The sequence below is a fragment of the Allomesorhizobium aridi genome (assembly GCF_043769475.1).
GTDB lineage: Bacteria > Pseudomonadota > Alphaproteobacteria > Rhizobiales > Rhizobiaceae > Allomesorhizobium.
The window spans coordinates 3,117,577-3,130,158 of sequence record NZ_CP171729.1; the positions used below are offsets into that span (position 1 = coordinate 3,117,577).

12 protein-coding genes and 2 pseudogenes are annotated in these 12,582 nt (G+C 62.6%); 6 read left to right on the plus strand and 8 right to left on the minus strand.

The features are described from left to right. Positions 1-73 precede the first annotated feature (73 nt). Positions 74-952, plus strand: a complete 879-nt coding sequence (locus ACG873_RS17265; protein WP_394886193.1) for a GNAT family N-acetyltransferase — start codon at positions 74-76, stop codon at positions 950-952. A gap of 69 nt (positions 953-1,021) precedes the next feature. Here the strand turns inward: ACG873_RS17265 and ACG873_RS17270 are convergent, their stop codons facing one another. From ACG873_RS17270 to ACG873_RS17280, 3 genes are read right to left on the minus strand one after another with little or no spacing between them, the layout of a single operon-like run. Then, positions 1,022-1,861 carry an ABC transporter ATP-binding protein gene (locus ACG873_RS17270; protein WP_394886194.1) on the minus strand — a complete coding sequence of 280 codons (840 nt, stop codon included), beginning with the start codon at positions 1,859-1,861 and terminating at the stop codon, positions 1,022-1,024. Continuing rightward, positions 1,855-2,934 carry a FecCD family ABC transporter permease gene (locus tag ACG873_RS17275; RefSeq protein WP_394886196.1) on the minus strand — a complete coding sequence of 360 codons (1,080 nt, stop codon included), beginning with the start codon at positions 2,932-2,934 and terminating at the stop codon, positions 1,855-1,857. Before ACG873_RS17275 ends, ACG873_RS17270 begins: the two co-directional genes overlap by 7 nt. Next, a complete protein-coding gene (locus ACG873_RS17280) occupies positions 2,924-4,033 on the minus strand; it encodes an ABC transporter substrate-binding protein (protein ID WP_394893573.1) in 1,110 nt (369 codons plus the stop codon). Before ACG873_RS17280 ends, ACG873_RS17275 begins: the two co-directional genes overlap by 11 nt. 137 nt (positions 4,034-4,170) lie before the next feature. Between ACG873_RS17280 and ACG873_RS17285 the strand changes: the two genes are divergently transcribed. Then, entirely contained in the window at positions 4,171-4,998 is an 828-nt protein-coding gene (locus tag ACG873_RS17285; protein WP_394886197.1) for a class I SAM-dependent methyltransferase, read from the plus strand. 202 nt (positions 4,999-5,200) lie between these two features. Here ACG873_RS17285 and ACG873_RS17290 read toward each other — a convergent pair whose 3' ends face one another. From ACG873_RS17290 to aztA, 5 genes and pseudogenes are all read right to left on the minus strand, one after another. Beyond that, positions 5,201-5,815 carry a ZinT family metal-binding protein gene (locus tag ACG873_RS17290; RefSeq protein WP_394893575.1) on the minus strand — a complete coding sequence of 205 codons (615 nt, stop codon included), beginning with the start codon at positions 5,813-5,815 and terminating at the stop codon, positions 5,201-5,203. A 42-nt stretch (positions 5,816-5,857) separates the two neighbouring features. Beyond that, positions 5,858-6,982, minus strand: a pseudogene (gene aztD / locus ACG873_RS17295) (zinc metallochaperone AztD); the annotation flags it as partial. A gap of 84 nt (positions 6,983-7,066) precedes the next feature. Beyond that, a complete protein-coding gene (aztC, locus tag ACG873_RS17300) occupies positions 7,067-8,080 on the minus strand; it encodes a zinc ABC transporter substrate-binding protein AztC (RefSeq protein WP_394886198.1) in 1,014 nt (337 codons plus the stop codon). Between the two features lie 18 nt (positions 8,081-8,098). Next, positions 8,099-8,973: pseudogene (gene aztB / locus ACG873_RS17305) on the minus strand (zinc ABC transporter permease AztB). After that, positions 8,973-9,821, minus strand: a complete 849-nt coding sequence (aztA, locus tag ACG873_RS17310; RefSeq protein ID WP_394886200.1) for a zinc ABC transporter ATP-binding protein AztA — start codon at positions 9,819-9,821, stop codon at positions 8,973-8,975. The pseudogene aztB and the gene aztA overlap by 1 nt, the downstream one beginning before the upstream one ends. Positions 9,822-9,917: 96 nt before the next feature. Between aztA and ACG873_RS17315 the strand changes: the two genes are divergently transcribed. From ACG873_RS17315 to ACG873_RS17330, 4 genes are all read left to right on the plus strand, one after another. Further along, positions 9,918-10,343 (plus strand): Fur family transcriptional regulator, encoded by a 426-nt coding sequence (locus ACG873_RS17315; RefSeq protein ID WP_394886202.1) that lies wholly within the window; start codon positions 9,918-9,920, stop codon positions 10,341-10,343. Beyond that, positions 10,336-11,049, plus strand: coding sequence for a CobW family GTP-binding protein (locus ACG873_RS17320; RefSeq protein WP_394886204.1), 714 nt, complete (start codon positions 10,336-10,338; stop codon positions 11,047-11,049). Before ACG873_RS17315 ends, ACG873_RS17320 begins: the two co-directional genes overlap by 8 nt. Before the next feature lie 94 nt (positions 11,050-11,143). Beyond that, a complete protein-coding gene (locus tag ACG873_RS17325; protein ID WP_394886206.1) occupies positions 11,144-11,437 on the plus strand; it encodes a GTP-binding protein in 294 nt (97 codons plus the stop codon). 102 nt (positions 11,438-11,539) lie between these two features. Continuing rightward, positions 11,540-12,544, plus strand: a complete 1,005-nt coding sequence (locus ACG873_RS17330; RefSeq protein WP_394886207.1) for a CobW family GTP-binding protein — start codon at positions 11,540-11,542, stop codon at positions 12,542-12,544. Positions 12,545-12,582 lie beyond the last annotated feature (38 nt).

Below are 12,582 nucleotides of genomic sequence, written 5' to 3' on the forward strand. Positions count from 1 at the left end.
CGCGAACATGGCAATCGGCGCCAGGATCAAAACCGCGTGGCTTGGGCTTCGTTGAAGGAGCGGATCGACTGAGATGCAGAGATCAGTACGCCTGAAATCCTTCGAACTGTTCGCGCGGGACATCAATGATGTCGACGTTGAACTGCTGCACGCGCTGTCAATCTCGGTTCGCTGGCCGCATCGACCCAAGGACTGGAATCTGCTGCGTCGCGCCGGCCACGGCATCGTTGCCGTTGATGGTATTGGGCGTGTTTTCGGGAGCGCGATGTGGTTTCCTCAGGGGGACGACTTTGCCACCATCGGCCTGGTGATAACGACGCCCCGGACCCAGGCGCAGGGAGGCGGCCGATGGCTCATGGAGCAGGTCCTCGAGCGGTGCGGAGATCGCAATCTCGCCCTGAACGCAACCCATGCGGCCTATCCTCTTTATGTTTCGCTCGGCTTCACGAGCGAAGCGATCGTCTACATGCGCCAGGGAGAGGCCCCACAGACGCTGCCGGCAATGCCAGCCCTGGACGGGGAACTCAGTGACTTGCCCAGCGACAGGCTCAGAGAGATTACCGCGCTGGACGAGCGCGCGTTCGGGACGAACCGTTCAAGGCTGCTTGCGTTGCTCTCGGAGGATGCCTCAATCGCCACTTTGAGTCGTGGCGGCGAGGTTGTTGGCTATTCCATGTGTCGCGAGTTCGGGCGCGGCCATGTGGTTGGCCCCATTGTGGCTCGGAGCGACCAGGACGCGGTGCATCTCACGGCCGTCCATCTGAAGAAGTTGGCAGGTCGATTCGCGCGTGTCGATACGCGCGAGAGGGATGGCGTATATGCAGAGTTTCTGCAGCACAGCGGCCTCGGGATCGACGAGACCGTGACGACAATGTCCAAAGGCCGCCGCTTCCTGAACCGGGAAAGCAACGCGCCTTGGGTCTATGGATTGGCCGGCCACGCCCTGAGCTGAAGCACGCTCCGCCCTAGTCAGAGCGTGGTCGATCAGAGCGCGTCAATTGACCGGCGCAATGGGTTGCCGTCATGCGGCAGGAACGGCTGCCGCTTCGAATCTCCTCCGAATCCCCGATGCGGTTTCTGTTGCCGGCATAGTGACCGTGCGACGCCCATCCGCCACGCCATCCACAATAACGTGGCCGATGCCGCGCGAGCACAGCTCGATGCGCGCGTTGACGTGATAGATGTCCCGCAGCAGATCGGATGTGATGACGTACGGCGATGACCCGCATGCTACCAGCCTGCCGTCGGCGATGACCATCGCCTGATCGGTAAAGCGCAGTGCGTGATTGAGATCGTGCAGGGCGATGAGCACGACCATGCCTCGCGCGCGGGCAAGTTCCCGCATGAGCCCGAGCACTTCGACCTGCCGCGAGAGATCGAGTGCTGATGTCGGTTCGTCCATCAGCAGGATCTCCGGCTCGCGCACCAGCGTCTGCGCTAGGCTGGCGAGTTGCCGCTGGCCGCCGGAAAGCTCGCCTATGTTGCGGAAAGCGATGTCCGCGATGCCGAGCGCGGACAGAGTCTCGTCGATGCGAGCCAGATCATTGTCGCTGACCGACCAGCCCATGCCTTGCTTACGGGCGAGTAGCACTGACTCGTAGACGCTGAGCACCGCGTTGGCGGACGTGTCCTGCGGCATGTAGCAGATGCGGCTCGTCGCGTGGATAGCTCCCTCGACATGTATTGCTCCCGGTCCGTGCAGAAGGCCGGCGATGCGCCTGAACAGCGTCGACTTCCCAGCGGCGTTCGGACCGATCACGGCGACGATCTCTCCGCCTTCGAACTCAGGCGTCGTCACATCCCGAAGCCGGAGGCTCTTGCCATAGCGCGCACCGAGCGCCTCGAGCCGGATCGTCACCATGAGCGCCTCGTGCTGGACAGGATGAGCGATATGAAGAACGGGATGCCAATGAGCGAGGTGACAATGCCGATCGGGAAGACCGTGCCGGAGATGAGCGATTTGCTGACGACCGAACTGGCCGACAGGATAAGCGCACCCGACAGGGCCGAGGCCGGCAGGAAGAAGCGCTGGTCCTCGCCGATGACCATGCGAGCGATGTGCGGCCCCACAAGACCGATAAAGCCTATGGTACCGACGAAGGCGACGGGAATGGCGGCGAGAAGGCTCACGAGAATTAGCGTCTCGAGCCGCAGGCGGCCGACCTTGACGCCGAAGCTGGCCGCCTTGTCCTCACCGAGCCTCAACGCCGTCAGCGCCCAGGCGCGCCGCGCGAAAATGGGTAAGACTGCAAGGAGAATGAATGTCGTGACGGCTAGCTTGGGCCAGGTGGCTTTGGTAAGGCTGCCCATGGTCCAGAACACGACGGCCGCCAAGGCCTCCGCCGAGGCAAAAAACTGGACCAGCGCGAGCAACGCGTTGAAGGTGAAAACCAGCGCGATGCCCAAGAGCACGATGGTCTCCGCGCTGACGCCGCGCTTTACGCTCAGCACGTGAATGAGGAAGGCGGCCAGCATCGCCATGACGAAGGCGTTGATCGGCACGACATATTCTACTGCTGCGGGGATGAGCCTCACGCCGAAGGCCAGCGCAAGCGCCGCGCCGAAACTCGCGGCGGCGGATATGCCGAGCGTGAAGGGGCTCGCCAGCGGGTTGTTGAGGATGGTCTGCATCTGCGCGCCGGCCACGGCGAGCGCCGCCCCGACGACAATGGCCATCAGCGCCACCGGCATGCGGATTTCCCAGAGCACCACGCGCACCTGCTGCGGCACGGTATCGGGGAACACAAGCGCCCGCACGACCTCGCCGAGCCCGTAGCGGGCGGGGCCGACCGCGAGATCGACGCAGAGGCTGAAGAGCAGGGCAGCGCCGAGGCCGGCGAGAATAAGCTGCCGCCGCCAGACGAGGGCGCGGTAACGCCCTCGTCCCTCTGCGCTGTCGAGCGCGGAGCCGGCGACCGTCGTCTCAGTCGACATCGGCCAGCGAGACCCAATGGCTAGGCTTGTAGGCGACTGGCAGGAACTTCTCGTGCAGATCCCTGAAGGTCGCCTCGGGATCGAGATCGGCGAAAAGATCCGGATGCAGCCACTTAGCTATCTGCTGGATGGCGACGAACTGATATGGGCTGTTGTAGAACTGATGCCAGATGGCGTGCACCTGGCCGTCCTCGACAGCCTTCACGCCCGTCAGCGCCGGCCGCTCGGTGAGCCCCTTCAGCTTGCGCAGCGCGTCGGTCTCGTCGCGGCCAGGACCGACGCCGACCCACGCGCCGCCGGGCACATAGGCTTCCCACCAGCCGCCGGTGACGATGATCTGTTCCGGGTTCGACGCGATGATCTGTTCGGGATTGAGCGTGCCAAACGTGCCGGGGATGATGTCCTTGGCGATGTTGTCGCCGCCCGCCATCTCGACGAACTTGCCGAAATTGTCGTCGCCGAAGCTCATGCAGCAGTCTTCCGAATAGCCGCCGGCGCGCTCGATGAAGACCTTGGGCCTTTCCGGCTTGGCCATCTCGATGACGTCGGTAACGCGCGCGATCTCTGCGGCGCGCCAGGTGATGAATTCCTCGGCGCGCTCCTCCTTGCCGAACAGTTTGCCGAACAGGCGCATGCTGGGTTCGGTGTTGGTGAAGGGGCGTTCGCGGAAATCGACATAGACCAACGGAATGCCGGCTGCGGCGAGCTTCTCAATGTATTTGGCGTCTTCCGTGGCCTGCTTCGACTCGATGTTCATCAGGATGACGTCGGGCTTGAGCGATACCGCCTGCTCGACGTCGAAAGTGCCGTCCTTGAAACCGCCGAATGTCGGGATCTTCGCCATACCAGGGAATTTCTCGAGATAGGCGGCGTAGTTGTCCGGATCCGCTTGGCTGAAATCCTCGCGCCAGCCGACGATACGCTTGAACGGGTCCTCGGTGTCGAGCGCCGCGACGAGATAGACCTGCCGGCCCTCGCCCAGGATTACTCTCTCGACCGGCACGTTCACCTCGACCTGGCGGCCCGTGATGTCGGTCAGACTCACCGTTTCGGCCCTTGCGGCCAGCGTCGTCGACAGGGCGACGATAGCGGCCGCCATCGTCACTGCTGCGATCCTTCCCAAATTCATCGCGCCCTCTCCAATCTGGATTACGAGAGGTGGCTTATAAAAGATGACTTCAATTCTCAAGAAATATCTTTTAGAGCAATTCCAGACTGGCACGGAGACGGGGGCGGATGACGGGGGACGTCAACTATTCGCTGCGGGACGAAATACGCGATTACTGGTCTGCGCGGGCCGAGACCTTCGACCTTTCGGTAGGGCACGAGATCTTTTCCGAGTGCGAGCGCCGCGCCTGGCACAGGTTGATTCTCAAGCATCTGGGTCCGGGTGAAGGGCGACGTGTGCTGGACCTCGCCTGCGGTACGGGCGTCGTCTCTCATCTCATGCACGATTTGGGCTACTCCGTCACCGGGATTGACTGGTCGGAAGCCATGCTCTCCAAGGCGCGTGCAAAGGCAGCGCAAAGGGAAAGCGACATCCGGTTCCTGCTGGGCAATGCAGAGCGTACGCTCGAAGAGAAGGAAAGCTACGACGTCCTTGTCACCCGTCATCTCGTCTGGACGCTGGTCGATCCGCTGGCGGCGTTCGCCGAATGGTTCTCGCTGCTCAAGCCCGGCGGCCGGCTGCTGATCGTTGACGGTGATTTCGTCAGTGAGACCTGGGTAACCCCTCTACGACAACTCCTGGAAAGGATCGCTGGCCGGACACTCGGGCCGGCCGGCGGGCTGGACCAGTCGATGGTGGAGCGCCATCGCAGCATCCTATCACGGCTCCACTTTTCACGCGGTGCGACAGCGCAGCAAGTCTCCGCACTTCTCTCGCAGGCGGGTTTCGAGCAGCTTGTGGTGGACACCCGGCTCGGCGCGATTCATCGTGCCCAAGCGCGGCACATGAACTTCCTCAAGGCGCTGGAACGCTCGACGCAGCATCGCTACGTGATCTGCGCGACCAAGCCAACGTCCTGTTCGAATCACTCTCTTCACCAGCCGATGGCACGATGAGGAGGCGCGCCGGCCGCCGAATGGCGACGGACCCCACTCCACGCTCCATCCGATCCGCCGTCTCGCCACTCGATCCATCTCCCTGTCAGGCTCACGGTTCGGCTGCGTCGAGCATAGCTTGCCTTTTGGTCTTGCGGATGCGCGGAGGGAGTGCGCCCGGCCTGAGCGGCCGGGCGCAGACGATGCGAGCGGATGTGCGCGGTCAGTGCGCCATCATCTCTTCGACTATCTCCTTTGCGCTCCGCGAGGATGGGTAGTAGGTCGGCCAGTTCGTCACTTCCTCCAGCAGCGCGGCGCGATCATTGCCCCAATAGAGGTGATAGTGGTCGGCAATCTCTGGCGCGATCTTGTGGTCGCTGAACTGGATGTACTGCGGAGCGTCGGCGTCACCTTCGGTCTTCTTGAAGATGAAGCGCACCCCACGATTGCCCTTCTCGTAAGTCAGGATCTCATAGCCGTCGCTGGCATAGCGGGCCTTGAGCGGCTTCCCATCCTTATAGAAGGTCGCGGTGTCGCCGCTGATCTCGATCCGTTCGACGTCCGTCCGGTAACCGACTTCGTAGTAGGCTTTGTATTCCTCGGCACTCTTGTCGCCGCCCTTTGCCTTGTGCGCCATGACCGGATCGAGCGTGCCGTCCTTCAGGTAGGCATACACCGACTGCCAATCACCGGCCCAGTCCGTTAGGGTTCGATCCTTGACCTGGTTGTCCTCAAAGTAGCCTTTGTAGATCTGATCATCATTGTGGTCGTGGCTGTGCGCGTGCTCCTGTCTGCCCTCTTGGTCGTGGACCTCGCCGCTTCCGCCGACGGCGACGATGTTGAAAGGCTTGCCCTCCACGGCGATCTCGCCGGTCCTTGTAAATGAACTGGCGGAAACGAGATGCAGCTTACCCTTCAGCGGGTCGGTCACGACGATGCTGTCCCCTGCCACGGCGATGCGCGGGCGCGGATCGCTCCAGTGCCCATCCATGGAATAGGGCTCGGTCAGGGCCAGCGAGGCCGTGACTTCTCCCTTGATGACATCAAGCTGGTGAAGCTGGCCGTCCTCGGTGAAGACGTAAGCGAACTTCGGCCGGACTGGATCTACGGCGAAGTGCACACGCCGGGTCGGCAACTCGATCAGGCGGAAGGCTTCGCTGCCGGCCGTCGGATCGATCAGCACCACCTTGTCGGGACCGTAATTGCCGAGGAAATATTGCAGTCCCCGGCCACCGATCAGCGTGGTCGCCTTGCTGTCCGGCAAAGAGTCCGCATAGGGTAGATGACGAATTTCCGGTGCACCGTCTCCATGTGTGACGACCAGCAAGCCGGTCGCGCAGGCAAACGCCAAAATGTTGCCGGAAGAGGCCTCGCCATGAAGGTCCGGGCACTGGGCGATGTCGCCGACCTGCTTCCCGGATTCGTCAACGGTCCTGATGCCCACCGGAAGCTCGTCCGGCTTTTCCTCGTTCGGCTCTGACAGGAGCACATGGGAGCCATAGGCGACTGCGACGCCGTGCTGCGGCGCGTCCGTCTTTACCTCCCGGAAGTCTGATTTGCCCTCCAGCGCCGCTTTCTCCGAGATGATCCGGGCGACACCTTCCCCGTCGAAAAAAGCCGCGAACTCGCCGTCGTGCTCGACGAGGTGCGAGGGCTTTTGGCCCGCGATCTCGGTGCCGGTCAGCTTCGGCGCCTCGACATCGATGTCGCCATGATCGCCGTGATCGTCGAAGGAGATGCCGCTGGCGATTGCTGTGACCGCGCCCGCATCACCCTGCACCGCGAACACGGTGCGGCCGCTTGCGCTGCGGTACAAAGAAGCAGGCGCCTTGATCGGCAGCGTATCCAGCGTCTCCCTCTTGACGGCATCGATGACCGTCACCTTAGGTTGCTCACGATCCGAGACGAACAGGCGCCAAGCCGTCACGTCGTCCGCGAATGCAGCGCCGGCCGGCAGTGAAAGGAAAAGCGCAATGGCCGTCGCGGATGCAAGCTTCATCTTCATGTGTCTCTCCTAATGTTATTACATAACAGCGTTGGCTCAAAGAAAAGGCGGATCGCTCGGCCTCTTCGGTGAAACCCCGGATGTTCAGCTTCCCAGGATGGCGCCTTTGATGGTGTTCGCGTTGTGCTCCATCATGTCGATGTAGGTTGCAGCCTGGCCGCCTTCGTCCGACAGCGCGTCCGAATAGAGCGTGCCGCCGACCTTGATGCCGGTCTCGCTCGCGATCTGCTCGATCAGGCGCTGATTGGTGATGTTTTCGACGAAGATCGCCGCGGCCCTGTCTTCCTTCACCTGCTTGATCAGGGCAGCGACGTCCGCTGCCGAGGCTTCCGACTCTGTGGAAACGCCCTCCGGCGCGAGGAACTTCAGGCCGTATTCGTGCTCGAAATATTTGAAGGCATCGTGCGAGGTGATGATGACGCGCTTGTCTTCGGGGATCTCGGCGACAGCTGCCTTGATCTCCGCTTCCAGCGCTTCGAGCTTCTGGCCATAGGCTTCGGCATTGGCCCTGTAAGTATCGCAACCGGCTGCGTCGGCGGCGCAGAACGCGTCGGCGATGTTCTTCACATAGATCTCGGCATTGTGGGCCGACTGCCAGGCGTGCGGATCGAACTCACCATGGTCATGGTGAGCTTCTTCGTTCGCGTGCTCTTGGCCCTCCTCCGCGTGCTGATCGTGTCCCGCTTCGGCCGCCTCGTGCTCATGCTTCTGCTCGCCTTCCGAGGCTTCATCGTGGTGATGTTCCTCCTCGGCGTTCTTCAGCACCTCGCCACCTTTCGTCAGTTCCACAACCGGCGCCTTGGTACCGCTCGCTTCCACGAGACGCTGCAAAAAACCTTCGAACTGCAATCCATTGACGAGCACAACGTCGGCCGCCGCGACGGCGGCGGCATCGGCCGGCTTAGGCTCGTAGACGTGAGCGTCACCGTTCGGTCCAACCAGCGTGGTGATATCCACCCGATCGCCGCCGACATTCTTCGCGAAGTCGGCGATGATCGAAAAACTGGCGACGACCTTCAGATTCTCGGCCGAGGCCATTGCCGTATGGGCTAGTGTTATGACGCTCACGGCTGCGGCGAGCTTTATCAGTCTGGACATTCGATTGACTCCTTCTGTTCAGGCGGTGCGGTGGGAAGCGTGCCGGACGCGCGTGGCGAGAACGCCGCGCGGGCCGGCAGCGATGGAAAGGATGTAGACCACGCCGGCTGACAGGATGATCGCCGGGCCGGAAGGCAGCGAGGCGTGATAGGAAAGCAGCAGGCCTGAGATGCAGGAGGCGGCACCGATCGCGACCGCCAGCAGGCACATCGGCGCGACGCGCGAGGTCCAGAAGCGCGCGGCCGCGGCCGGCAGCATCATCAGGCCCACCGACAGCAGCGTGCCGAGCGCCTGGAAGCCGCCGACGAGGTTGAGCACGACCAGACCGAGAAAGATGAAGTGGACGGCGGGCCGAGGCGCGACACCGAGCGCAGGAACAGCGGATCGAGGCATTCGGCCACCAGCGCGCGCCAGAAGATGGCGAGGGCGACAAGGGTCACGATGGTGATCGTGCCGATCAGGCTCAAAGCATCGTTGTTCAACGCCAGCACGGTGCCGAACAGGACGTGCATGAGGTCGACATTGGAGCCGCGCAACGACACGATCAGTACGCCGAGCGCGAGCGAGATCATGTAGAACGCCGCCATTGAAGCGTCCTCCTTCTGGATGGTCAGACGGGATACGGCGCCGGCTCCGAGCGCCACGACCACGCCGGCCGCCAACCCTCCAAGTGTCATCGGCACGATCTGCAAGCCGTAGAGCAGGAAACCGGCGGCTGCGCCGGGCAGGATCGCATGGGCCATCGCGTCCCCAGTCAGGCTCATCCGGCGCAGCATCAGGAAGACTCCGACTGGGCAGGCGCTGGCCGACAGCATCAACGCTCCGGCGAGCGCCCGCTGCATGAAGGCGAACTCGACGAAGGGCGCAATCAGGTAGTTGTAGAGAAAGAGCATCAGGCCGCGCCCCTGCGACCGGCATCAGCCGCTTCGGCCGACTGCTCGGCCTGCCCGTAGTGCGCCAGACCGTGCACAGGACGATGACCATGGGCATGCGCGTCGCTGTGGACATGTTCCTCGGGGGCGCACCAGGGCGCATCATTGTCCCATGCCTCGTGGAACTGTCGCGCATGCAGGAGATTCTCCGGCGTGAGTGTCTTTCGGGCGTCGCCCCAAGCCACGGGACGTCGGGCCAGGAGCAAGGCTTCCGGGAAATGCTGCCGCACGAGATCGAGATCGTGGACGACGACCATGATCGTGCGCTGTTCTCCGTGCCAGCGCTTGATGAGGTCAATCAGGTCGGACATGGTCCGCGTATCTATTGCGTTGAAGGGCTCATCGAGCAGGATGAGATCCGCATCTTGCACCAGCACCCGTGCGAAGAGAGCGCGCTGCAACTGCCCGCCCGACAGCGTGTCGACCGGCCGCTTCTCGAAGCCTTCCATCCCGACCGCCGAGAGCGCCTCAGACACCGCTTCGCGGTCCGTCGAACGATAACGGCCGAGAAGACCGCGCCGGGGCCACAGGCCGAGCGAGACCAGATCGACGACGCGGGCCGGAAAGGAGCGGTCCAGTTCCGATTGCTGCGGCAGATAGGCGAGCTTCACGCCCGGCGCGATCGCGCAGTCGCCGGCCATCGGCTTCAGAACCCCAACGATACCCTTCATCAGAGTCGATTTGCCGGATCCGTTCGCGCCAACCACCGCCGTCAGCGAGCCCTTGCGAAGCACGCCGTCCAGGTGGTGGACCGCTGGGTGACTGTTGTAGCCCAGCGTCAAGTCCTCAAAGGTCACGCATGCAGACATTCATTTCTTCCTTGGGAGCCGCTCAGCTTCCACTCTTGACGGTCGACTACGTTATGTTATTACATACGTCAATCGAAAACGTTATATCATCACGCCATGAGCGACGCCATCACTGCGCCGATAGACACCACGAACCGAAGACACGGGCGGAATCGTCAGCTCGTGCTCGAGGCTTTGGAGCAAGCCCAAAGGCCGATGAGCGCGTACGAACTGCTCGAGCTTCTGCGTGAGGACGGGCTGCGCTCGCCGCTCCAGGTCTATCGTGCCCTGGAACAACTCATCGAAGACGGCACCGCCCATAAGATCGAGAGCCTCAGCGCCTTCGCGCTTTGCACGCGCGCCGAGTGCAGCACGGACGGTCATGCGATCTTTGCGATCTGCACGAAGTGCGGGCGGGCCGAGGAGTTCCACGATCATGCGCTGGAGCGCGTGTTGCGGCTGCTTGCCAGGAGGGAAGGCTTTAGCACCACGGCGACCACGGTCGAACTGTCGGGCCTGTGCGAGACCTGCGCCCATGGATAAAACGCCGGTCTTTGTTCTGACCGACTTCCTTGGCGCCGGCAAGTCCACGCTTCTCAACCGGCTTCTAGCCGATTCGGCCTTCGCGGACACGGCGGTCATCATCAACGAATTTGGCGACGTCGCACTCGACCACGATCTCGTGCGTGTCGGCGAGACGCAGGTTGCCCGCACGACGACGGGATGCCTTTGCTGCACGATTGGCGGCGATATCCGCTCTACGCTGCACGAACTCCACGTATTGGCGGCCGCCGGCGAGATTTCCCCCGACCGCGTCATAATCGAAACCACCGGGCTCGCCGATCCGGCACCGCTGGTGAACCAGCTCATGCCGGGTGGCGCGCCAGCGATCGGGCTGCGCGATCATCTTGTTGCGCGGAATTTCGAGCTGGCCGGCGTCGTCACGCTCGTCGACATTGTCACGGGCGAACTGTCGATCGAAAGCCATTTTGAGGCTGCCAAGCAGATCGCCTTCGCCGACCGCATCGTTCTGCCGAAGTCCGATCTGGCGCACGATCCGGGCTCGATCCGGGGTATCGAGAGCCTGAGGGCACGGCTGGCCGCGCTCAATCCGGCTGCGCCGGTCGACGATGCTCACCAGAGCGGATTCGATCTCGCCTCGATTTTCAAGCGACGCGTCTACGCACCCGCCTCGCTCGGCGACGACGTGGTCGGCTGGTTAGCGGCTCGAGGAGGCGATCCGCGGTGACGGCACCCACGGCTCGAACGGCACTGCCAAGCTGGGAGTATCTCCATTCTCACGCCACGGCGGACGAATCCGCTCCTTTGCGATCACCCGCGAGTTGCTGATCGGACGAGACGCATTCCAAACGTTTTTTGACTTGCTGTCGACGTCCGCGGGACCGCGACTGCTCCGGGTCAAAGGTCTTGTGCATGACCGCGACGAGCCGGAGCGTCCCCGCGTTATTCATGCGGTCCAACACGTCATCTACCCGCCGGCAATCCTCGACGACTGGCCGAGCACGATCTCCGCACCCGCCTCGTCTTCATCACAGACGGCCTTGATCCGGAGCCGGTGCGGCAGCTCTTTGAAGCCGCCCTCGACGGCAAGCCGATCAAGGCAGGACGGGCGTTAAGGCAACTCGCCTCGGCTGTTGCAGAAACCTTCAGGTCGGGCGCGACCCAATTGACTCGCGCCCTGACTGGCTGACCACAACGAAAAATTTGAGGAGACGATCATGTCCGCCCAAACTGCTGAACAAACGCCAGTCACTGTCCTTACCGGCTATCTCGGCGCCGGCAAGACGACGCTGCTCAACCGGATCCTCTCCGAGCAGCATGGCAAGAAATACGCCGTCATCGTCAACGAGTTCGGCGAGGTCGGCATCGACAACGACCTGATCGTCGATGCCGACGAGGAAATCTTCGAGATGAACAATGGCTGCATCTGCTGCACGGTGCGCGGCGACCTGATCCGCATCATCGAGGGGCTGATGCGGCGCAAGGATAGGTTCGACGCCATCCTCGTCGAGACCACCGGCCTCGCAGATCCCGCGCCCGTCGCCCAGACCTTCTTCGTCGACGATGAGGTTCGCCAGAAAACCAAGCTGGATGCGATCGTCACCGTCGTCGATGCCAAGCATCTGCTCGGCGAGATCGACCGGGCGCACGAGGCGCAGGAGCAACTCGCCTTCGCCGACATCATCATTCTCAACAAGACAGACCTGGTCACGGCCGAGGAACTAGCCGCGGTCGAGGCCCGCATCCGCAAGATCAATCCGACCGCAACGATCAGGCATTCCACGCGCTGCGACGTGCCCCTCGACCAGGTACTCAACCGCGGTGCCTTCGATCTCGATCGCGTGCTCGAGATCGAGCCGGATTTCCTGGACGGTGATCACCACCACGACCATGACGCCCATGTCACCAGTTTCTCGCTCGTGACCGAGCAGCCGCTCGATCCGAGAAAGTTCCTGCCGTGGGTGCAGATGATCACCCAGCGCTTTGGCATGGACATCCTGCGCATGAAGGGCATCCTCTCCTTCAACGATGACAACGATCGCTTCGTGATTCAAGCAGTCCACATGCTGCTCGAAGGCGATCACCAGCGCCCCTGGAAGGACAATGAGCAGCGCGTCAGCCGTCTCGTCTTCATCGGCCGCAACCTGCCGAAGGACATCATCGAGGACGGCTTCATGAAGTGTCGGGCGGAGCCGGAAGCGGTTATCGCGCTGAGCGCATAAACACTCAAAGCATCAGGTCGAAGTTCCGTCGCCTCCAC

Bases quoted from the DNA above. Each gene is read 5' to 3' on its own strand.
- ACG873_RS17320 (WP_394886204.1), top strand. From the start codon at position 10,336: ATGGATAAAACGCCGGTCTTTGTTCTGACCGACTTCCTTGGCGCCGGC.
- ACG873_RS17315 (WP_394886202.1), top strand. From the start codon at position 9,918: ATGAGCGACGCCATCACTGCGCCGATAGACACCACGAACCGAAGACAC.
- ACG873_RS17275 (WP_394886196.1), bottom strand. From the start codon at position 2,934: ATGTCGACTGAGACGACGGTCGCCGGCTCCGCGCTCGACAGCGCAGAG.
- aztA (WP_394886200.1), bottom strand. From the start codon at position 9,821: ATGTCTGCATGCGTGACCTTTGAGGACTTGACGCTGGGCTACAACAGT.
- ACG873_RS17285 (WP_394886197.1), top strand. From the start codon at position 4,171: ATGACGGGGGACGTCAACTATTCGCTGCGGGACGAAATACGCGATTAC.
- ACG873_RS17265 (WP_394886193.1), top strand. From the start codon at position 74: ATGCAGAGATCAGTACGCCTGAAATCCTTCGAACTGTTCGCGCGGGAC.
- aztC (WP_394886198.1), bottom strand. From the start codon at position 8,080: ATGTCCAGACTGATAAAGCTCGCCGCAGCCGTGAGCGTCATAACACTA.
- ACG873_RS17270 (WP_394886194.1), bottom strand. From the start codon at position 1,861: ATGGTGACGATCCGGCTCGAGGCGCTCGGTGCGCGCTATGGCAAGAGC.
- ACG873_RS17280 (WP_394893573.1), bottom strand. From the start codon at position 4,033: ATGGCGGCCGCTATCGTCGCCCTGTCGACGACGCTGGCCGCAAGGGCC.
- ACG873_RS17330 (WP_394886207.1), top strand. From the start codon at position 11,540: ATGTCCGCCCAAACTGCTGAACAAACGCCAGTCACTGTCCTTACCGGC.